The following is an 18256-nucleotide window of genomic DNA, read 5'->3' on the forward strand; positions in this document are numbered from 1 at the left end:
ATGGCGACTGTCTATGACGTTCCCGGTGACCTGCTCGTTGAGAGGGTCGCTCAGGCGCTGAAGGAGATAGAGGAGATAAAGCCCCCGGAGTGGGCCCCGTTCGTCAAGACCGGCAGGCACAAGGAGAGGCTCCCGGAGCAGGACGACTGGTGGTACTACAGGGTTGCCAGCATACTCAGGAAGGTCTACATTGACGGGCCCGTCGGAATTGAGAGGCTCAGGACCTGGTACGGCGGCAGAAAGAACCGCGGCCACGCCCCGGAGCACTTCTACAAGGCCGGCGGAAGCATCATAAGGAAGGCCCTCCAGCAGCTTGAGGCGGCTGGCTTCGTCCAGAAGGTTCCGGGCGAGGGGAGGGTCATAACCCCCAAGGGCCAGAGCTTCCTCGACAAGATCGCCACCGAGCTCAAGAAGGAGCTCGAGGAGCAGATTCCGGAGCTCAAGAAGTACTGAGCTCCGTCCCTTTTCTCACACCCTACCCAATACATTTTTAACTTCGACTTCTGAGCCTCAACCGGAGGTGAGAGAATGGCGGAGGACATAGAAGAGATTAGGAAGCGTAAGCTCATGGAGCTCCAGAAGAAGTACCTTGAACAGCAGAAGGCCCAGGAGGAAGCCCTCCAGAGGGAAATGGAGCTTGAGGCCCAGCTCGATGCAATAATGAGGAAAGTCTTGACCCCCGAGGCGAGGGAAAGGCTCGGGCGCGTCAAGCTCGTCAGGCCCGAACTCGCGAGGCAGGTGGAGCTCGTACTTGCCCAGCTCTATCAGGCAGGCCAGATAACGGAGCCCCTTGATGACGCCAAACTTAAGAAAATCCTTGCCCAGATTGACGCGAGGACGAGAAGGGACTTCAGGATTAAGTGGTAGCGGACGGTGCATCAATGGATGCGCGGGAGATAGTGAAGATACTGGACGAAAAGGGGGAGGTCAGTCTCGACACCTGGAAGGTTGTGTCCGTCCGCGTGAACGAGGACGGAACGGCGGACGTCCTGTACAAAAACCGCCACGTGGGTAGCGAGGAGAACCCGGTCTTCCTGTGGATATACGCCAACATAGTGGAAGATGATTGGGACGTCAGGGTTTTGGAGAGGATAACATTCCAAAAAGAAGACCTGCTCTGGCTGCTGAAGTTCATCTTCCCGAAAGTTAAGGTTTATAAGGGGCTTGGCAAATAGCCGGCCGGCCGGGGGTGTTTAAGTGAGCGGGAAAAGAGTCTGTCCCGTCTGTGGTTCTACCGAGTTCATTTATGACCCCAGCAGGGGTGAAATAGTCTGTAAGGTTTGCGGTTACGTCATCGAAGAGAACGTGGTAGATGAGGGGCCCGAGTGGAGGGCCTTTGACCCAAGCCAGAGAGAGAAGAGGGCGCGTGTTGGAGCTCCCGAAAGCATACTCCTCCACGACAAGGGTCTCTCCACCGACATAGGTGTGGACCGCTCCCTCACCGGGTTGATGAGGGAGAAGATGTACCGCCTCAGGAAGTGGCAGAGCCGCCTGAGGGTCAGTGACGCCGCCGAGCGTAACCTCGCGTTTGCACTGAGCGAGCTTGACAGGATAGCGAGCCAGCTCAAGCTTCCAAGGCACGTTGAGGAGGAGGCCGCGAGGCTCTACAGGGAAGCCGTCAGAAAGGGCCTGATTAGAGGCCGTTCCATTGAGGCAGTCATAGCGGCCTGTGTGTACGCCGCGTGCAGGCTGTTGAAAGTTCCGAGAACCCTCGACGAAATAGCCGACATCTCCCGCGTCGACAAAAAGGAAATCGGAAGGAGCTTCCGCTTCATAGCAAGGCACCTCAACCTCACTCCAAAGAAGCTCTTCGTCAAGCCCACCGACTACGTGAACAAGTTCGCCGACGAGCTCGGTCTGAGCGAGAAGGTAAGGAGGAGGGCCATCCAGATACTCGAAGAGGCCTACGAAAGGGGTCTCACGAGCGGAAAGAGCCCAGCCGGTCTCGTCGCCGCGGCGCTCTACATCGCAGGGCTCCTCGAAGGGGAGAAAAGGACACAGAGGGAAGTCGCAGAGGTCGCGCGCGTCACCGAGGTCACCGTCAGGAACCGCTATAAAGAGCTCGTTGACAAGCTGAACCTCAAGATACCGCTTTAGCGGAACCAGCTCTCAAGCGTCCTCTGTTTTCCTGCTTTTACTGCCTTCTTCAGCCTCTCAAGGCCGTTTTTAACGCGCTCCTCGCTGAAGTCATGCTCGTCGCAGAGGAACTTCAGGATTCCCTCCTCGTCCGGCTCGCGCCACTTAAGTTCGTAATCATCAGTAACAGGCGGGTCAAGGAAGAACTCCTTTATCGCATACAGATCAACGTCGCTCTCCTTCTGGTACTTCTTGAGCGGGTCTTTTGAGCGTTTCACTATCGTTAAGGCTTTCTTTGGCCCGATACCCTTGATTCCGCCGGGGTTGTAGTCCGTGCCGACGAGGATTGCCAGCTCAATGAGCTTTCCCCTGTCAATTCCAAGCTCCTTGAGTACCTCTTCAAGAACCACGAGCTCTGGCTTCACTTCAACGTAGACGTTCTTTCCGGGAAGCTTCCTCCTTCCCGTTATCGTGAGGTTCCTCACGAGCCTTGGCGCCCCGAAGAGGAGCGAGTCGTAGTCCTGGCTCGCGGAGGCGTATACCTTGCCCTCCTGTGCCATGTAAGCGGCCTGGGCCTCACCCTCGCTTGGGGCCTGGACGACGGGTATTCCCATAAGCTGGAGGAGCTTTTTGGCGTCTTCGATCAGGGTCTCGTTCAGTTTCGTCGCCCTCATCGCGTACTTCTTGGCCTCCTCTATGTCGCCCCTCTCAAGGGCCTCGTGCCACTTTTCCTCGGCCTCTTCTCTAGCCTCGCGCCTCCTCTCAAGCTCTTTTTTCTTAAATGCGGGGGGCTCACCGTCAAAGACGTAGGCTGGCTTTATTCCTGCCTCCATCAGATTGATCGTCCGATAAAAGAACCCGCTGAGGTGAGAGGTAATCCTCCCCTTTGAGTCCATGAGCGGTGTTCCGTCGCGCTGTCTTATTGTTGAGAGGAACTGGTACATTGCGTTGAACGCGTCTATAGCAACTTTCTTCCCATAGAGGTTTTCGAGCTCAATCTCCTTCCTGGGAATCAGCTCGCCGATTTGGACTCCCATTGTGATTCACCCAAGAAAAGTGGGAAAGGAAGTATTTAGGGTTTGCCTCGGCCTACCGGGTTGCTCATCACGCATCAGAGAGGGGAAGGCTCCTCATCGGCGGTAGAGACCCTTCTCGATGAGGAACTCCTCGTGCTTCGTCCTCCTCTGCCTCTCCTGCACGTAGATCCAGCCCATAACAAATATCAGCGCCGCAATACCGAAGAGCGTCTGCCAGCCGAGCTTGTTGTAGTCGAGGGTGATTATAATCTTCCTCACCATTGCCAGGACACCGAGCTCGACGACGTTCCGCATGCTGACGTGGTGTTCAGTGACGTACATGGTGAGCAGTTCAAATATTTCAAGGAAGATTATGATAAGGACTATCTGGTGAAGAACTTCCTCGACGTCAAAGGCGTGCATGCTTTCTGTAATAAGGTTGGCCATGAGATAAACCACGTAGCCCATAGTTACCGTCGCCAAGCCTATCACAACTATGTCAAAAAGCACGCTGAGCCACTTGAGCAGGAGGCTCTCGATGACGCCGGGGTCACGGTGCCTCTTGACCATAGTCATACCCCAAGAGGAGTCACTTAAATCGCTAAAAACTTTTCGACAATCCTAAGGGTTCTTTGAAAGCCTAAGAAATCTTCACCGAGAATTTTGAAACATCGGTTGGGAACTTTCGGTCTTTAAACGTCCGTCGAGCCCAACATCGGCAAAAAGAGAAGAGAAAGGTTTTAACTGGCTTTTATGTCTTTTCTTTTGAAAACTTCGCCCACTGGAAAGGTGTCCACTCAGAACTAAGTGAGTAGTTAGGACTCCCGTGGCGATTCCCCTGTGATAACCCCAATCCGGCTTTGCCGGTAGGGGTAACGGGCCCAAGACCGGGCCTTCGGGCGAACCCGAAACCGGTGACGGGAGTAGGGAATGATTGCCCGTAAACCGAACCGCCCACGGGCGGGGAGGAGGTCAGAGACGTAAAAGCGTGAATGTCATCAGAGGTGATAAAGATGGCAGACCCGAAGATTGAAGCACTTTTCAGGCCCAAGAGCGTCGCCGTTATCGGCGCTTCCGGAAAGCCCGGCAAGATAGGATACGCTATTATGAAGAACCTCGTGGAGTACGGCTACGAGGGCAAGATTTACGCCGTCAACGTCAAGGGCGGCGAGATTGAGATAAGCGGAAGAAATTTCCCCGTCTACAAGAGCATTCTTGACGTTCCCGACGAGGTTGACATGGCAGTTATCGTTGTCCCGGCCAAGTTCGTCCCGCAGGTCGTCGAGGAGTGCGGGAAGAAGGGCGTTAAGGTTCTCCCGATCATCAGCTCCGGCTTTGGTGAGCTCGGCGAGGAGGGCAAGAAGATCGAGCAGCAGCTCGTTGAGACCGCCCACAAGTACGGCATGAGGATTCTCGGCCCGAACATCTTCGGTGTCGTCTACACCCCGGAGAAGCTCAACGCCACCTTCGGCCCGACCGACGTCATGCCCGGCCCGCTCGCCCTCATCAGCCAGAGCGGAGCCCTTGGAATTGCCCTCATGGGCTGGACCATCCTAGAGAAGGTCGGTCTTTCAGCGGTCGTCAGCGTTGGAAACAAGAGCGACATAGACGACGCCGACCTCCTCGAGTTCTTCAAGGAGGACGAGAACACCAAGGCCATCCTCATCTACATGGAGGGTGTCAAGGACGGAAGAAAGTTCATGGAGACCGCCAGGGAGGTCAGCAAGGTCAAGCCAATAGTCGTCATCAAGGCCGGAAGGAGCGAGCGCGGTGCTAAAGCCGCCGCTTCCCACACCGGTTCCCTCGCCGGAAGCGACAAGGTCTACGATGCCGCCTTCAAGCAGGCCGGCATAATAAGGGCCTACACCATCGGTGAGGCCTTCGACTACGCGAGAACCCTCAGCAACCTACCTGAGCCCGAGGGAGAGAACGTCGTCATCATCACCAACGGCGGTGGAATTGGTGTTATGGCCACCGACGCGGCCGAGGAAGAGGGACTCCACCTCTACGACAACCTCGAAGAGCTCAAGATATTCGCCAACCACATGCCACCCTTCGGAAGCTACAAGAACCCGGTTGACCTCACCGGCATGGCCGGCGCCGAGGGCTATGAGGGTGCCATCAGGGACGCCCTTGCCCACCCGGAGATGCACAGCATAGCCGTCCTCTACTGCCAGACCGCGGTTCTTGACCCGCGTGACCTTGCCGACATAGTCATCCGCGAGTACAACGCCAGCGGAAGGAAGAAGCCGCTCGTCGTTGCCATCGTTGGTGGAATCGAGGCCAAGGAAGCCATCGACAGGCTCAACGAGGAAGGAATCCCGGCCTACCCGGAGCCGGAGAGGGCTATAAAGGCTCTCGCCGCCCTCTACCGCTGGAGCAGGTGGAAGGCCAAGCAGAAGTGAATTTCGCTTCTTTCCCAAAATCTTTTTATACCTCCGTAGCGTAATTCAAAGAGGGTTGTAATGAAGCGCTGGCTGAAACTTTTTGGAATCGTTCTTTTCACAATAGGTTTCGTCCTTGCCGCGACTTACGACCGGCCGAACTGCTCTGGAATTGCCTGTCCTTTCACGTTTCCCGCCCTTGAGCTGAAGGCGAACTCAGGGGATGTTTTCGTGTGGCCTCCAGATGCCACACCTCCAAACGTCACCTACAATGCCAGCGGGGGCTATTTCGTCTTTCTGAGCGATTACTTCGTCCCCCTGCAGGAGTTCTACCTGAAAGTTTCCGGCAGGGCCGGGTTCAACGTCAGCGGGAAGCTCACGATTTTTCCGAGGAGGGAGTTCAGAGAGATTGAGGCGACCTACATTAACGGCACCCTCCAAGTGGGGGACGCCCTCTACAGGAGGAACATCCGGGGAATACTCGTAGAGAACGGGACGAGGATAAGGGAAATGGCCGTTTACGACGACCCTGCAGCCTACAAGGAGTTCAAATACTGCACTGAACACTACGAAGAGATTGTAAAGGCCTGCCGGGCCAGCGGTTCCCCAGAGTACCAGCTTCCCCTTGGGCTTGGCCTGATGCTCGCGGGCATCGCCCTCTTTGCCTACGGGATGAAGTTTTAAGTCCCTTCTCCCATTTTCCTTCGGTGGTGGCATTGATCGTAGCGCTCATCTCCGACATTCACTCTAACCTTGAGGCGCTTGGAGCTGTCTGGGATGAGATAAAGCACGCTGATGCCGTTCTCTGTATGGGCGACCTCGTGGGCTACGGCGCTTCTCCGAATGAAGTCGTGGAATTCGTGAGGAAGCAGATGAAAAAGCGGACTTTTCTCTGCGTCCGCGGAAACCACGACAACGCGATAGCCTTCGGTGCTGAGTGGGGCTTCAACCCCTACGCGAGGCAGGCCGTTCGCTGGCACCAGAGGGTCATGACCGTAGAAAACCTTGAGTTCCTAAGGCAACTTCCTGTGAGGCAGCTCTTCACAGACGACACCGGACGGAGCTACCTGCTCATTCACGGCTCCCCAAGGGCTCCTCTGGAGGAATACCTCTTCCCGTGGCTCCCTGATGAGGAGTTCAAGGCCGTTCTGAGCTACGTCCGCCAGGACGACCTTCTGGTCGGCCACACCCACGTGCCAATGCTGAAGGTCGTCGAAGGAAGAAGGATAATAAACCCAGGCTCGGTCGGCCAGCCGAGGGACGGGGACTGGAGGGCGAGCTATGCCATAATAGATACGGAAAGAGAGCCGCCCGGCAACGTTGAATTTCACAGGGTTGAATATGACGTGGAAGAAGCGGCCAGAAAGATAATAGACGCGGGACTGCCGAGGTTTCTGGCGGATAGGCTATATGAAGGCCTTTAGTCTTTCTTCTTCAGGCCGCCGCTAAGGACGCTCCTTGCCCTTGACTGGGCGGGCTTCGGGAGGCGCTTGAGCTTGGAGCGGGCGGCGAGCTTGCTGGCGTCAATTATTATGACCTCTCCAATGCTCTTCACGGCACTGACGGGAATCAGGAGAAGTCCCTCGTGGTCGGTCACGAACTCGCTAGTGTCAAGGTCTTCGTCCGGCTCGGCAACGATAACAAGGATTTCTCCGGTCTCCTCATCGAAGCTGAAGTCGTAGACCCAGCCGAGCCTTATTCCAGTGTCAGTTATAAGCTCAACATCCCTAAGCTTGGATGCCATTATCTTGACCATCTTCGCCACCTCTGGGGTTAATCGTGTAGGCATTTGGGACCAACGTATAAAACCTTTTCCAAAGGAATCTATAAAAAGAGGGAGTCAAACCTTCGTGCCCTGCTTGGCCTGGAGCTCCTGGGCCTTCCTCGCGAGTTCTCCGAGCTGTGCCTCAATTTTCTTCAGGGCATCCTGAGTCCTTGCTATTGCCTCTTCGTACTCCTTGATGCGCTCGTCCAGGTACTCGATGGCGCTGTCGAGGTTCTTCTCGACAGCGTAGCCCGCCCCAACGCTGACGATTGCGTTTTCCTTGTCTGTTATTTTGCCCCTTAGGAACGAACCTGCGCCAATTGGAACGAGAATCTCAGCTTCTCCCTCAGTCTTTTTAAGCCCTTCAAGGGTCTCCCTGACGGCCTTGAACTCGTTCATTCCCAGGGTAAGGAGCTCAAGGTTCTGGGCAAGGAGCTGTGCCTGTGCCTGCAGGAGCTGATACTCATAAGCAAGCTTTTCCATCTCCTTCTCGACCATCGCTATCACCGGAGAAACTATGGAAATGAGCTTTTAAGGTTTGGGCTAAAAAGGAGGAAGAATCAGCGGAGAATCTCCTCGGCAATTCTCTGGGCAATCTCCTTGAGTGCCTTACTCGCCGGGCTGTCGGGGAAGGCCTCCACCACGGGCCTGAGCATTGACATGCTCTTTGGAATCGCCCTGTCGTAGGGTATCTCTCCCAGTATTGGAATCCCCTCGCTTTCGGCCCACTCCCTGAGCGCGGTAAAGCCTGGGTTCAGGTCGGATTTGTTGATAATGAGGTAAGCCGGCTGTCTGAAGTGCTGGACGACCTTGTAGGCGCGCTGGACGTCGCTGAGGGAAGCGGGTGTCGGCTCGGCAATCAGTATCGTCAGGTCGGCCCCACCTATGCTCGCTATTACCTGACAGCCGATTCCAGCCGCTGAATCAACAATCATGTGCTCAAGGCCAAGCTCGTCCATCAGCTTCTTCGCCCACTCCTTCTCTTCGGTTACGAGCTTCCCGCTCTCCGGTCTGCCGACGTCGAGCTGGGCCGAAATAATCGGAAAGCCGTACTTCGTGGTTCCCTTCCTGATGACTCCCGAACGGGCCTCCTCCAGGGTTATGGTTCCTGGGACGGGACAGACAAGGCCGCAGACGTTGCAACCCTCGCAGGTGAGCTCGTTGACGACGTAGTTGCCGTCCTCGTCGATGTAAATGCACTCATAGGGACAGCGCTCGTAGCAGATGCCGCAGCGGACGCAGCTCTCCGGGTTTATCCTCGCAATCTTCGCACCTATGTGCTCGCGCTCTTCCTCCCACTCCTCAACACCAAGGAGGAGACCGAGGTTCGGTGCCTCTGCATCGGCATCAACAGCTATGAGCTTATACCTGTCCTTCAGGAAGTAGAGGAGCGAGGCAGTAATCGTGCTCTTTCCAACGCCACCCTTACCGCTCGCAATCGCAACCTGCATCACTCACCACCCCCGAGGAAGTCGGCAACCTTCTCAGCCAGCTCGCGGAAGATTTTCGACTCCGGGACGTCTTCCAGCACCACTGGCCTTCCAGAGACGTAGCTTTTCACTATGTTCTCGCTGTACGGGATTTCGGCAACTATCTCTGCGCCGTACTTCTCGGCCCTCTCTCTGACTTTCTCGACGTCTCCGAGGTCTGCCCTGTTGACAACGACCCACGTCTTGAGGTTCATCAGTCTTCCGAGCTGGAGGATAAGCTCAGTGTCGTGAATTCCAAGCGGGGTCGGCTCGGTAACAGCGATAAGGAGTTTTGAGCCTTCTATTGCCTTTGAGACCGTATTACCGGTTCCGGCAGCTGTATCAACCATCAAGAGGTCGTAGTCCAGGTTCCTCGCGCGCCTCTTGGCCTCGACAACGAGGGGCATCGAGCGCTCCTCACCCTCCCTGAGCTTTCCGGTGACGAGGGTGAAACCGTAGGGCGTCTCGGTTACGTAGGTGTGGCCGACAACACGGAAGGCCTCCTGAATGGCCCCTGGAACGGGACAGACTATCTCACAGGCCCTGCAACCAGAGCAGAGGTTGGGCATTAGGAACGGTGTCCCGTCCCTCAGCGTGACTATCGCGTGCTCCTCGCAGACCTCGGCGCACTTCCTGCACTTGGTGCACTTGGAGTAGTCAAACTTTGGCATGAACTGGTTGACTGGTTCCTCGCTGGCCAGCTCAACACCCAAAAGCAGGTGGTCGTTTGGTGCTTCCACGTCCAGATCAGCTAAAACCAGCTTGAAGCGCCTCGCAAGCTCGACCGCGAGGTTAATTGCGACCGTTGACTTTCCAGTTCCTCCTTTCCCACCGCTCACGGCTATCTGCAAGCTCTCACCTCCGAGAATTAGGCTAACCTAAAAGCTTTTAAGCTTTGTGCATACGCTCACAACGGTGATGCTCATGAGGTGCCTTAAGGTCGCGTTCGGAATGGAAGACGATGAGAGGCTGATAGACGCGCACTACGGTGATTCAGAGTTCTTCGCAATCTACGAAGTCTGCGAGGACGGGAGTGTAAAGCTCCTCGAAAAGAGACCTAACAAAGCCAAGGACTTTGAGGAGCACGACGAAGGTCATGGTGACCCTAGGAAGTTCAAGGCCGTTGTGAGCCAGCTCCTCGACGTTGATGTTTTGGCGGCATTCAGAATGGGGCCGAACTTCCTGCGCATAAGGGACAAGACCAACAAGGTGGCCTTCTTCACGAGGACGAGGGACTTAAAGCTCGCCCTCCAGAGGGTCATTGAAAACTTCGACGACCTGTGGGAGCAGGTGCAGGCTAAGAAGGCCGAGAAGCCGCCGATAGAGGAGTGAGTTATGAGGTTCCTTGGGATAGTGCCCAAGGTCTTCCTTTTCGCCTTTCCTTATGCCCTCCTCGCGTTCTACCTGAACTCACTCTATGGTGTTTGGAATCCAAGGTTGCATTTTTCTTTTGCAAGCCTCGCCCTTTAGGGCTGGGATGCAATAAACGACCCAACGAGCAATCAAACAAGAAAGCAAAAAGTATTTAAGCCATAATGCATACCATACATTAAGGGGTTCACAATGAAGCCAGAAATACCAATACTTTCAAGAACGAGACACGCAAAACACTACTTAGCCTATCACTTTGTATGGATTCCAAAATACAGGAGAGACATTCTCGTCGGAAAAGTTGCCGAGAGGCTCAAACAAATGCTCAAGGAGTATGCCGAGGAAATTAATTGTGAGGTTATCGCCATCGAAGTAATGCCCGACCACGTGCACGTTTTTCTCAGGGCAAAGCCAAACCTTTCACCAGCCAAAATAATTAACCACTTAAAAGGTAAAACCGCCAGAAAACTCCTCCAAGAATTCCCCGAATTGAGGGCAAAAACGACCAACGGTCGCTTATGGTCACGCTCCTACTTTGTAGCCTCCGTTGGTTATGTAACCAACGAGATTGTTAAGCACTATGTTGAAACCCAATGGGAGCGTGAGTTAAAACGAAAAGGACAGTAACGTTAAAACTCCACCCCTCAAAAGAACAAGCGAAAATCCTCCATCAGTTAGCCGATACTGGAGCAAAAGTCTGGAACAGAGTAAACTACTTGAGGCGACAACAATACTTCAAAGACCAAATCGTGGACTTTAACAGAACCGAGAAAACCGTTTATGGGGAGTTTAAACGGGAAATCGGTTCAGCAACCGTCCAGCAAATAGCGAGGAAAAACGCCGAAGCTTGGCGGAGTTTCTTCTCCCTCCTCCGAAAAAAGCGGAATGGTGAACTTCCCTCTTGGCTTAAGCCCAAACCACCAAACTATCTCAAAGAAGGCTGGCAGAGAAAACCCTTAATCGTCCTGAGAAACGACCAGTACAAGATTGAAGGGAACAAACTAATCCTCAAGGGTCTTGGCAAGTTTAAACGCCTCGAAGTCCAGTTTAAGGGAAGAATTCACCTGAAGGGCAAGCAGGGGCGGTTAGAAATCACTTACGACCCCGTTAGGAGAAAATGGTATGCTCACGTGAGCTTTACAGTCGAGGAAAAACTCGAAGACGAAAAATGGGTAAGAGTTCCAAGAACTCCAAAGGGAAGCCTCTCGGCGGGCATAGACTTGGGAGTGAACAATCTCATGGCCGTCTATGTCGAGAATGGAGAAAGCTTTCTGGTCAATGGAAGACCGCCTAAAAGCATTGACTTCTACTGGAGGAAGAAGATTGCTGACTACCAGTCAAAACTCAATAAATCGGGAGCCAAGACGAGTAGAAAACTCAGGAGAATGCACGAAAAGGCTAAGCTTCAGGCTAAACACTACATCAACACTGCCGTAAGAGGAACGGTTAGGAAGCTCTACGAGTTGGGAGTTAATAGAATCGTCGTTGGTTATCCAAAGGGCATAGCTCGGAATTCTGACAAGGGTAAAAGGCAGAACTTCCTCCGCTCTCACGTTTGGAGGTTTAATTACGTTATTAAACGCCTGATTGAAGTTGCGGAAGAGTATGGTATTCGTGTTGTGGTTGTTAATGAGGCTTTCACGTCTAAGGTTTGTCCCGTTTGCGGGAAGCCTCACGAGGGGGCTCGTTTTGTTCGTGGGTTATTTAAGTGTCCCGCAACGGGGCTTGTTTTTAATGCAGACTTAGTTGGAGCGTTTAACATTTTGAGGAAGGTTGTGAGGACCATAACCCCGAATCTGGGCAGGCTTTATGCTCAGAGGAGGGGTAACGGGGGGAAGGCCCTCCCCGAGGGGTTCGAAGAACCCTTTTCAAGGGTTGCCCTAATGAGAACCCCTCGAACCTCCCCATCACTGGCGAGGGGTTAAGCCAAACCCTCGCCCTTCACGGCGGGAAGGAGGTCAGTGGATTGCCGTAATGAAATTTATAGGTGAGGAAGAGAAAGCCCTTGAGGAGATGTTCGGCGATGAGTGGGGAGAATACGCAAAAAGGACGCCCAGGTTCCTACCGGGGCTTTGAACTCCTGCCCGTTCATCTCTACGTTCTGACCCACCTGAAGAAAGCCGGGGTGGACTACGCCAAGATGATGGCTAAGATGGGCGGTTTGCCCCTTGAGCTTATAGAAGACGCTATAAACGACCTTCTTGAGCTCAGACTGATTGAGCGCGATTCGGGGAGCGCGATAAAGAGGAGCAGGGCGCGCTTCAAAAAGGCCTTCGAGGTCCACAAGCACCACACCTACTACCGCCTCTCCCGCGAAGGTGAGCTCTTCGTCCGTTCGATTGATGAGAGGTGGCTTAAGCGATATTTCGACGGCCTCTTCCCAAACGGGTGGAAGGCCATCCAAGCGCTCGCCGAAAGCAAAGACCTAAACGAAGCGGGTAGAAGGGTGAGTATTGACGGTGAGACCCTCGAAGGGCTGAAGATCCTCCGCTTCGTAACTGAGAAAGGGAGAAAAACGGAGTTCTTCAGGCGATTGTGGGAGTTTCTTCGTGGTTAGAGTTTGATGATGCTCTCCGCCTTCAATTCCACGAATCTCTCAGGATATTTTCCCGAATGTAGGCATTTGTCCCATTGTCTGAGCAGGGAGAGGAGCTATGAATTCAGATATATGGGCAACCTATTAAGAGGTTCCTCTTATTTCTCCACAACAAAGCATCACTAGAAGGGTTTTAAACTTCTCCTGTCGAACACACACCGGGGAAGGAAAGTGATGGAAGTAACGTACCGCATTATCGGGGTCATCCACAGCCCCTTCAAGGAGCCAAAGGGCGTTCCAATACAGCCCTCTGCCGCCAGAGGAGTTAGAGGAACCGTGGAGCTCTTCCCGGAGTACTCGCCGGGATTGAAGGACATCGAAGGGTTCTCGCACATCATACTGATATACCACCTCCACCTCGCGAAGCCCGGAAAGCTCCTCGTCAGGCCGTACATGGACGATGAGGAGCATGGAGTCTTCGCCACCCGCGCACCGAGCAGGCCAAACCCAATAGGCCTCTCGATAGTGAGGCTCATCAGTGTTGAGGGAAACGTGCTCCACATCGAGGACGTTGACATCGTTGACGGGACGCCTCTGCTCGACATAAAGCCATACGTGCCGGAGTTTGACATCAGAACCGTCGAGAGAACGGGCTGGCTGGAGAGAAACGTTCACAAGCTCTCGGAGACCAGAGACGACGGCAGGTTCGTAAAGGAAGAGGGATAAAGGAGTTTCACTGAATTGCCAACAACACAAATCATGGCACCTCAACCACGTACTTCCTGTTCCCCCTCTCGAAGCCCCTGAATGAGCCGAGCTTCAGGCCGAGCAGGGCCTTTTGAAAGTTGACCACCTTCATGGCCGCGAGATGAGTAACGCGCGTGCCCTTGAGGAACTCTGGCAGAAGCTGTCCGGTCGGCCCGGTCAGGACGAAGAGCTTCGCCCTCTTTGCCCTGTCAATGAGCATATCAATAGTTCCGTTGACAAGGCAGGTTGCACTCGCTATGACCGCGTCCATCTCCGGGAGCAGGTAGTACTCAAGGGCGTCGCTGTAAGTATCTTTATCCCAGAGCTTAGGATTCCGCTCGAAGACGTATAACTCATAGCCCCTCTCGCGCAGGGCCTTGGCCAGCGGGGGCATGTTGCCGACCAGTGCGACATTTCCGGCATCTTCCGGGAGGATCTCAAGCACATCGACCCACTCCGCGCCGCTGAGGTCTATGTGGTACTGCGAGACCGCGTTTATTGCCGCAAGGCCCAACGTGCGCTCGATGACGTTGAGGCTGTCGGCTTTTTTGATGAAGGCCTCAAGCGAGGGCTCACTTATTGAGTTCGTGTAGCGCTGAACCTCTTCTGGCAGGGTCATTGCCACGCCGAGTGCCTTTCCCTTCTCGCCTTCAACAAGAACCCACGTGTAAGGGAGGGCAAAGCCGAAGTCAACCAGCTCAAGCCCATCAGTAAGTTCCAAGGCTTTTTTCTTTATTTTCCCAAGTAGCATTCAATCACCCCCCAACTCTAATCTCCACGAGGCCATCTATCCCGAGTTCAGGGATTTCAAAAGCTGTGCCGTTGAAACGGAGCGTAAAACTTCCAGAGAGGAGCTTATCCAGCGAATACTCGGCTGTCTCGTTCTCAAAGACAAGGTAGGCCTTCTTAGCCTCAGGCCAGGGATTCGCAAGCCTTATGGCCCACGAGAGCGGAACGCTTGAGATGTTCCCGTTGGCAACTGCCTCCGGCGAGTGATAGAGCCCAAGGGTTCTGCCCGTGAGCCAGAGCTCGTTCTCAACGTCGCCGTAGATGTGGAGTGAGGCGCCCTTCACAAACTCAAGCACAGTTACGTTCGGAAGCCAGTGACATTTGCACCCATAGTTCAGAGGCATGACGAGCCGCGGCGAACCGTTGAAGGGCTCCCCATCGCGGTAGAGGGCGAGTACGGCGCTCGCGTTGCCGGGTATACTGACTATTTCCCCATCCCTGTTGATGACGTTCACAACTCTTCCGGAGCCGAGCTCACCGAGGGGAACACCTTTCCAGCCCACGGAGCGCCCGAGGGCGAAGTCCGGTATCTTGAGTTCCTTCATGGGCATCTTCTCCAGATTAGCAACCGTGTAGGCCCTGACGCCATCACCGATTACGTAGATGGTCTGCACTCCCGCATTCTCCGCACCGTGCTGGAAAGAGAGGCAGGCGCAGGCGATGACCGCGAGGAGCAGGGGAACAAACCGTCTCATAACCGTGCCTCCGACCGGTCCTTAATAACACTTCTCGTTAATAATTCCGTTTTCCGCAAAACGCTCCTATTTACCTTGGGAAAGACTACAATCCTGTCCCCAACTCCGCCAACTGCAACAGGGAGCCCATACAGTTCTGAGAGGTTTTCGGATGTCATCACAATCTTGGGGTCACCTGAGGCCATTAGAGAACCGTCCTTCAGGAGAAAGACCACGTCGCAGAATGCAAAGGCTTGATTCGGGTCGTGGAGGGAAATCAGAACGAGCTTCTTCCTTCCAAGCTCCCTTATGGCCGAGAGAACAAGGTACTGGTTCCTGAAGTCCAGGAAGGAAGTCGGCTCGTCGAAGAGGAACAGCCTTCCATCCTGGGCAATTGACCTGGCTATCATCGCGAGCCTCTTCTGGCCGCCGCTTAGCTCGATGAAGGGTCTCTCGGCGAGATTCTCAATTCCGAGGGCCTTCAGTGCCTCAAGCGCCTTCTTCTCGTCCTCCGTTGTTGGACCGGTCACAGGGCTCACGTAGGGGTTTCTGCCCATCAGAACGACCTCAAAGACGGTATAGGGGAAGTTCACGGAGAACTCCTGGGGCGAGTATGAGACCAGTCTCGCGCGCTCCCGCTCGGGCAGCTCAAGCAGGTCAGTATCGTCGAGTATCACCCTCCCCCGTGGCCGCAGGATTCCGGCGATGCACTTCATCAGCGTGCTCTTTCCGGCACCGTTCGGCCCAAGAAGGCAACCCACCCCAGATTTGAGCTCAAGGGAAACCCCCTTCAAGACGTCCTTTCCACCATAGGAGACGCTCAGTCCCTCAACCCTTAACATGCCACCGCCTCCTCGCGAGTATGAGCACGAGCACCGGCGCGCCGATGAGCGACGTCACAACACCTAGAGGAAGCTCAAAGGTCGCAACACTCCTCGCAATGTCGTCGCAGAGGAGAAGAAGTGATGCCCCCACGAGGGCCGATGTGGGAACGAGAACCCTGTTATCATGCCCAACAAGGAGCCTCGCTATGTGGGGGCTCACCAGCCCGACCCAGCCTATCATTCCCGCCATGGCCGTTGAAGCCGAGATTCCGAGGGCTGAGAGCGCTATAAAAAGGGCCCGGTAAAACCGGACGTTTAAGCCCAGGGACTTTGCCTCCTCCTCGCTCAGGCTCATAACGTTGAGAGGCCAGCGGAGGAGCAGTACGCCGGTTATGCTGACGACAATCGGGGCGAGCATCAACTTTATGCTCTCCCAGCGGAGGCCGGCAAAGCTCCCGAGGAGCCAGAAGACTATCGTCGGGAGCTTATCATACGGGTCCGCCAGGTACTTAGCGAAGCCGACGAGGGCGGAGAAGAAGGCGGAAACGGCTATCCCGGCGAGGATTAGGCTCAAAAGGCCATCTCCTATGAACCTCGACAGCTTCCACACGATGACGACGGCGATTAGGCCAAAGACAAACGCGGAGAGCTGGATTGCGTAGGGGCTTTGGGCCAGGAGTATCGCGATGACTGCCCCAAAAGCGGAACCGCTTGTGACCCCCAAGAGGTTCGGGCCCGCGAGGGGATTTCGGAAGACGTTCTGAAACGTCAATCCGGCGAGGGAGAGGCAGGCGCCGACGAGGGCCGAGGCCAGAATCCTTGGCAGGCGGATCTCAAGCAGTATCGTCCTATCAAGCGGGCTCAGGGTAAACGGCGAGAAGTATAACCTGCCGACGAAAGGTGAAACAAGGAAAACCAAAAGGAAAAGCCAAACCGCTTTTTTCACGGCATATCACCTACTATATTTACATCGCTAGGATTTATCCCGTACCATCTTTCATAGAACTCGTCAGCCTTTGCCTTGACGTCGAGGTCGCTGAAAAGCTCCGGGTGGAGAACCTTGGCGAGCCAGTAGAGGCCCAGAACCCATTTGGGGGCGGGGTAATCCCAGCTCTCGCCGTCGTTGGGCATGGCATAGACTTTGCCTTCTTTCACTGCCTTTATCTGGCTCCAGGCGGGGTCGCTCAGGAGTTCCCTCTTGATTTCTGGGGCCGGCTTCTTGGGGGAGTAGCTCACGACTATTATAACGTCCGGGTTCCACTTCGCGACCTGCTCAACGTTGATGGTGTTCCATCCTCCCGGCAGGTCTTTTGAGACGCTGTCCCCACCGGCCATCTCTATCATTCTGTTCTGGAAGTACTCCTTTCCGGGCGCTTTGAAAGCCTTGTCCTTCATGCTATATTGAATTAGGAGAACCCTTGGCCTCCCGCTTGCCTTTGAGGTTCTGTTGGTTACAAAGGCAACGGCCTCCCTGTAGTAGGAGACGGCTTCCTTGGCTTTTTCCTCCTTTCCGAGAACATCTCCTACGATTTCGAGGCTCTTAAGGTATGAGTCCATAGTCTCAAGGTTGAGTGCTATTACCGGAATGCCGAGCCCTTCAAGGGCCTTGTTTATATTCTCGTCGCCCCAGTATGCGGTCAGAACGACGTCCGGGTTGAGCCCCTTTACAGTCTCGATATTGGCGCTCTTTGGACTGCCAACGAATACCATCCTGCTCTTGACGTCCGGGTCTATCAGGGCTATAAACTGGTCGTTTATCGCCAGAGGGGTGCTCCCAACGATTTTCTTCCCGTCCTCGACGCCCAGGAAGTAGACCATCTGGGTGGCCAGACCGTAGAGCGAGACCATCCTGTTCACAGGTTGCTTGACCTTAACCGTTCGGTTCCGGAAGTCCTTGACGATGACGTAGCCTGCGTCCCCTTCCGTTTCCCCGGAGGAAGACTTCCTAACGACGTCAATCTCAACGACGGCCTTGACCCAGCGGTTTCCAGGGGTGATGAGCGTCTCGTTACCGACCAGAGCCAGCTTGAGTGTGTAAGTTTTCCCGTCCAGCGCGAACTCTATCGGTGTTCCATTAAACTCATAGGCCAGGATTGGGACCATGGAGCCGTTGGTCGGATTTCCCGCTTCATCATAAAGCGGTACGCCCTTACCCAGAAGGAAATCGTAGTCAACCGTCAGGGTATAACCGTCAGCCGCCTTTATGATGTAGTTATGGCCCTCTGAGAGCCAGCCGAACTTTTTGAGAAGGTCAACGAGAGCTACTCCTTTGTAGACACCGACGTTCTTTATTGAGCCCTTCTTCGTTCTCAGCCCACCCCTTCCGGCAACCTGTGGGAACTCCCTGAGGTTCTCGAACGTCAACGACTTTTTGGTTCCATCGGGACCAACGAGGGTCAAAACTACCTCCTTTGAGGAGGCTGAGAGCGATACGGAAGCCGTGGTATAGGAAGTATTCGAAGTTTTAGATGTTGAAGTCTCCGAGCTTATACACCCTCCCGAGAGTACACTCAATATTAGAACCGAGATTATGAACAGGGAAGCAACTTTCCTCATCTGAATCCCTCCGACGAGTCCACATACGCGGAATATTTAACATTTTAGG

The 18256-nt window shown here is 54.5% G+C and carries 24 protein-coding genes; 13 read left to right on the plus strand and 11 right to left on the minus strand.

Translation table 11 applies throughout. The features are described from left to right. The 4 genes from ACZ5ER_RS09080 to ACZ5ER_RS09095 all read left to right on the plus strand — a co-directional run bounded on the left by ACZ5ER_RS09080 (position 1) and on the right by ACZ5ER_RS09095 (position 2097). The gene (locus ACZ5ER_RS09080) at positions 1 to 453 is read left to right on the plus strand and encodes a 30S ribosomal protein S19e (RefSeq protein WP_050003618.1); all 453 of its coding nucleotides are present in this window, start codon (positions 1 to 3) and stop codon (positions 451 to 453) included. Between the two features lie 75 nt (positions 454 to 528). Next, positions 529 to 867 carry a DNA-binding protein gene (locus ACZ5ER_RS09085; protein ID WP_050003619.1) on the plus strand — a complete coding sequence of 113 codons (339 nt, stop codon included), beginning with the start codon at positions 529 to 531 and terminating at the stop codon, positions 865 to 867. A gap of 14 nt (positions 868 to 881) precedes the next feature. Continuing rightward, a complete protein-coding gene (locus ACZ5ER_RS09090) occupies positions 882 to 1175 on the plus strand; it encodes a hypothetical protein (RefSeq protein WP_464934262.1) in 294 nt (97 codons plus the stop codon). Between the two features lie 22 nt (positions 1176 to 1197). Further along, positions 1198 to 2097: a transcription initiation factor IIB gene (locus tag ACZ5ER_RS09095; protein ID WP_050003621.1), complete on the plus strand. Its 900-nt coding sequence runs from the start codon at positions 1198 to 1200 to the stop codon at positions 2095 to 2097. On the opposite strand, the gene fen is transcribed toward ACZ5ER_RS09095, so the two are convergent. Together fen and ACZ5ER_RS09105 are read right to left on the minus strand one after the other, a co-directional pair. After that, a complete protein-coding gene (gene fen, locus ACZ5ER_RS09100; RefSeq protein ID WP_464934263.1) occupies positions 2094 to 3113 on the minus strand; it encodes a flap endonuclease-1 in 1020 nt (339 codons plus the stop codon). The two genes, ACZ5ER_RS09095 and fen, sit on opposite strands and share 4 nt — an antisense overlap. Positions 3114 to 3206: 93 nt before the next feature. After that, positions 3207 to 3668 carry a phosphate-starvation-inducible PsiE family protein gene (locus ACZ5ER_RS09105; RefSeq protein WP_464934264.1) on the minus strand — a complete coding sequence of 154 codons (462 nt, stop codon included), beginning with the start codon at positions 3666 to 3668 and terminating at the stop codon, positions 3207 to 3209. Between the two features lie 437 nt (positions 3669 to 4105). On the opposite strand from ACZ5ER_RS09105, the gene acs reads away from it, so the two are divergent. Genes acs through ACZ5ER_RS09120 form a run of 3 tightly spaced genes read left to right on the plus strand, consistent with a single transcriptional unit; the run spans position 4106 to position 6900 of the window. After that, positions 4106 to 5497 (plus strand): acetate--CoA ligase alpha subunit, encoded by a 1392-nt coding sequence (acs, locus tag ACZ5ER_RS09110; RefSeq protein WP_050003624.1) that lies wholly within the window; start codon positions 4106 to 4108, stop codon positions 5495 to 5497. 60 nt (positions 5498 to 5557) lie between these two features. Continuing rightward, complete coding sequence (locus ACZ5ER_RS09115; protein ID WP_464934265.1) at positions 5558 to 6160, plus strand: hypothetical protein; 603 nt, start codon at positions 5558 to 5560, stop codon at positions 6158 to 6160. 32 nt (positions 6161 to 6192) lie between these two features. After that, positions 6193 to 6900, plus strand: coding sequence for a metallophosphoesterase family protein (locus ACZ5ER_RS09120; protein ID WP_464935177.1), 708 nt, complete (start codon positions 6193 to 6195; stop codon positions 6898 to 6900). Here ACZ5ER_RS09120 and ACZ5ER_RS09125 read toward each other — a convergent pair. From ACZ5ER_RS09125 to ACZ5ER_RS09140, 4 genes are all read right to left on the minus strand, one after another. Further along, positions 6897 to 7232, minus strand: a complete 336-nt coding sequence (locus ACZ5ER_RS09125; protein WP_050003627.1) for a PRC-barrel domain-containing protein — start codon at positions 7230 to 7232, stop codon at positions 6897 to 6899. The genes ACZ5ER_RS09120 and ACZ5ER_RS09125 overlap by 4 nt on opposite strands. 84 nt (positions 7233 to 7316) lie before the next feature. Continuing rightward, positions 7317 to 7739: a prefoldin subunit alpha gene (gene pfdA / locus ACZ5ER_RS09130; RefSeq protein ID WP_050003628.1), complete on the minus strand. Its 423-nt coding sequence runs from the start codon at positions 7737 to 7739 to the stop codon at positions 7317 to 7319. Positions 7740 to 7801: 62 nt separating this feature from the next. Beyond that, positions 7802 to 8692: a nucleotide-binding protein gene (locus ACZ5ER_RS09135; protein WP_050003629.1), complete on the minus strand. Its 891-nt coding sequence runs from the start codon at positions 8690 to 8692 to the stop codon at positions 7802 to 7804. Beyond that, positions 8692 to 9561: a P-loop NTPase gene (locus tag ACZ5ER_RS09140; RefSeq protein ID WP_050003630.1), complete on the minus strand. Its 870-nt coding sequence runs from the start codon at positions 9559 to 9561 to the stop codon at positions 8692 to 8694. Before ACZ5ER_RS09140 ends, ACZ5ER_RS09135 begins: the two co-directional genes overlap by 1 nt. A 73-nt stretch (positions 9562 to 9634) precedes the next feature. Here ACZ5ER_RS09140 and ACZ5ER_RS09145 point away from each other — a divergent pair, with 73 nt between their 5' ends. The 6 genes from ACZ5ER_RS09145 to tsaA all read left to right on the plus strand — a co-directional run bounded on the left by ACZ5ER_RS09145 (position 9635) and on the right by tsaA (position 13343). Further along, positions 9635 to 10042 carry a NifB/NifX family molybdenum-iron cluster-binding protein gene (locus ACZ5ER_RS09145; RefSeq protein ID WP_464935178.1) on the plus strand — a complete coding sequence of 136 codons (408 nt, stop codon included), beginning with the start codon at positions 9635 to 9637 and terminating at the stop codon, positions 10040 to 10042. 3 nt (positions 10043 to 10045) lie between these two features. Beyond that, entirely contained in the window at positions 10046 to 10180 is a 135-nt protein-coding gene (locus ACZ5ER_RS09150; RefSeq protein ID WP_265100826.1) for a hypothetical protein, read from the plus strand. Between the two features lie 93 nt (positions 10181 to 10273). Then, on the plus strand, positions 10274 to 10708 hold the full coding sequence (gene tnpA / locus ACZ5ER_RS09155; RefSeq protein ID WP_464934266.1) for an IS200/IS605 family transposase: 435 nt from the start codon (positions 10274 to 10276) through the stop codon (positions 10706 to 10708). A 35-nt stretch (positions 10709 to 10743) separates the two neighbouring features. Continuing rightward, on the plus strand, positions 10744 to 12006 hold the full coding sequence (locus ACZ5ER_RS09160) for an RNA-guided endonuclease InsQ/TnpB family protein (RefSeq protein ID WP_464935180.1): 1263 nt from the start codon (positions 10744 to 10746) through the stop codon (positions 12004 to 12006). 98 nt (positions 12007 to 12104) lie between these two features. Next, entirely contained in the window at positions 12105 to 12638 is a 534-nt protein-coding gene (locus ACZ5ER_RS09165; protein WP_050003633.1) for a DUF2250 domain-containing protein, read from the plus strand. 213 nt (positions 12639 to 12851) lie between these two features. Further along, complete coding sequence (tsaA, locus tag ACZ5ER_RS09170) at positions 12852 to 13343, plus strand: tRNA (N6-threonylcarbamoyladenosine(37)-N6)-methyltransferase TrmO (protein ID WP_050003634.1); 492 nt, start codon at positions 12852 to 12854, stop codon at positions 13341 to 13343. A gap of 31 nt (positions 13344 to 13374) precedes the next feature. On the opposite strand, the gene ACZ5ER_RS09175 is transcribed toward tsaA, so the two are convergent. From ACZ5ER_RS09175 to ACZ5ER_RS09195, 5 genes are read right to left on the minus strand one after another with little or no spacing between them, the layout of a single operon-like run. Further along, positions 13375 to 14115, minus strand: coding sequence for a Rossmann-like domain-containing protein (locus ACZ5ER_RS09175; RefSeq protein ID WP_464934267.1), 741 nt, complete (start codon positions 14113 to 14115; stop codon positions 13375 to 13377). Between the two features lie 4 nt (positions 14116 to 14119). Then, positions 14120 to 14848: a hypothetical protein gene (locus ACZ5ER_RS09180; RefSeq protein ID WP_464934268.1), complete on the minus strand. Its 729-nt coding sequence runs from the start codon at positions 14846 to 14848 to the stop codon at positions 14120 to 14122. Next, positions 14845 to 15669, minus strand: coding sequence for an ABC transporter ATP-binding protein (locus ACZ5ER_RS09185; RefSeq protein WP_050003637.1), 825 nt, complete (start codon positions 15667 to 15669; stop codon positions 14845 to 14847). The genes ACZ5ER_RS09180 and ACZ5ER_RS09185 overlap by 4 nt, the downstream gene beginning before the upstream one ends. Further along, positions 15656 to 16597, minus strand: a complete 942-nt coding sequence (locus ACZ5ER_RS09190; protein WP_464934269.1) for a FecCD family ABC transporter permease — start codon at positions 16595 to 16597, stop codon at positions 15656 to 15658. The genes ACZ5ER_RS09185 and ACZ5ER_RS09190 overlap by 14 nt, the downstream gene beginning before the upstream one ends. Next, the gene (locus ACZ5ER_RS09195; protein ID WP_050003639.1) at positions 16594 to 18207 is read right to left on the minus strand and encodes an ABC transporter substrate-binding protein; all 1614 of its coding nucleotides are present in this window, start codon (positions 18205 to 18207) and stop codon (positions 16594 to 16596) included. Before ACZ5ER_RS09195 ends, ACZ5ER_RS09190 begins: the two co-directional genes overlap by 4 nt. Positions 18208 to 18256 lie beyond the last annotated feature (49 nt).

The organism is Thermococcus marinus, from assembly GCF_055389025.1.

What these genes read in the sequence shown, in the direction of transcription:
- ACZ5ER_RS09080 (WP_050003618.1), top strand. Translation starts at nt 1, where the DNA reads ATGGCGACTGTCTATGACGTTCCCGGTGACCTGCTCGTTGAGAGGGTC.
- ACZ5ER_RS09085 (WP_050003619.1), top strand. Translation starts at nt 529, where the DNA reads ATGGCGGAGGACATAGAAGAGATTAGGAAGCGTAAGCTCATGGAGCTC.
- ACZ5ER_RS09090 (WP_464934262.1), top strand. Translation starts at nt 882, where the DNA reads ATGGATGCGCGGGAGATAGTGAAGATACTGGACGAAAAGGGGGAGGTC.
- fen (WP_464934263.1), bottom strand. Translation starts at nt 3,113, where the DNA reads ATGGGAGTCCAAATCGGCGAGCTGATTCCCAGGAAGGAGATTGAGCTC.
- ACZ5ER_RS09105 (WP_464934264.1), bottom strand. Translation starts at nt 3,668, where the DNA reads ATGACTATGGTCAAGAGGCACCGTGACCCCGGCGTCATCGAGAGCCTC.
- acs (WP_050003624.1), top strand. Translation starts at nt 4,106, where the DNA reads ATGGCAGACCCGAAGATTGAAGCACTTTTCAGGCCCAAGAGCGTCGCC.
- ACZ5ER_RS09115 (WP_464934265.1), top strand. Translation starts at nt 5,558, where the DNA reads ATGAAGCGCTGGCTGAAACTTTTTGGAATCGTTCTTTTCACAATAGGT.
- ACZ5ER_RS09125 (WP_050003627.1), bottom strand. Translation starts at nt 7,232, where the DNA reads ATGGTCAAGATAATGGCATCCAAGCTTAGGGATGTTGAGCTTATAACT.
- pfdA (WP_050003628.1), bottom strand. Translation starts at nt 7,739, where the DNA reads ATGGTCGAGAAGGAGATGGAAAAGCTTGCTTATGAGTATCAGCTCCTG.
- ACZ5ER_RS09135 (WP_050003629.1), bottom strand. Translation starts at nt 8,692, where the DNA reads ATGCAGGTTGCGATTGCGAGCGGTAAGGGTGGCGTTGGAAAGAGCACG.
- ACZ5ER_RS09145 (WP_464935178.1), top strand. Translation starts at nt 9,635, where the DNA reads ATGAGGTGCCTTAAGGTCGCGTTCGGAATGGAAGACGATGAGAGGCTG.
- ACZ5ER_RS09150 (WP_265100826.1), top strand. Translation starts at nt 10,046, where the DNA reads ATGAGGTTCCTTGGGATAGTGCCCAAGGTCTTCCTTTTCGCCTTTCCT.
- tnpA (WP_464934266.1), top strand. Translation starts at nt 10,274, where the DNA reads ATGAAGCCAGAAATACCAATACTTTCAAGAACGAGACACGCAAAACAC.
- ACZ5ER_RS09165 (WP_050003633.1), top strand. Translation starts at nt 12,105, where the DNA reads ATGAGTGGGGAGAATACGCAAAAAGGACGCCCAGGTTCCTACCGGGGC.
- tsaA (WP_050003634.1), top strand. Translation starts at nt 12,852, where the DNA reads ATGGAAGTAACGTACCGCATTATCGGGGTCATCCACAGCCCCTTCAAG.
- ACZ5ER_RS09175 (WP_464934267.1), bottom strand. Translation starts at nt 14,115, where the DNA reads ATGCTACTTGGGAAAATAAAGAAAAAAGCCTTGGAACTTACTGATGGG.
- ACZ5ER_RS09180 (WP_464934268.1), bottom strand. Translation starts at nt 14,848, where the DNA reads ATGAGACGGTTTGTTCCCCTGCTCCTCGCGGTCATCGCCTGCGCCTGC.
- ACZ5ER_RS09185 (WP_050003637.1), bottom strand. Translation starts at nt 15,669, where the DNA reads ATGTTAAGGGTTGAGGGACTGAGCGTCTCCTATGGTGGAAAGGACGTC.
- ACZ5ER_RS09195 (WP_050003639.1), bottom strand. Translation starts at nt 18,207, where the DNA reads ATGAGGAAAGTTGCTTCCCTGTTCATAATCTCGGTTCTAATATTGAGT.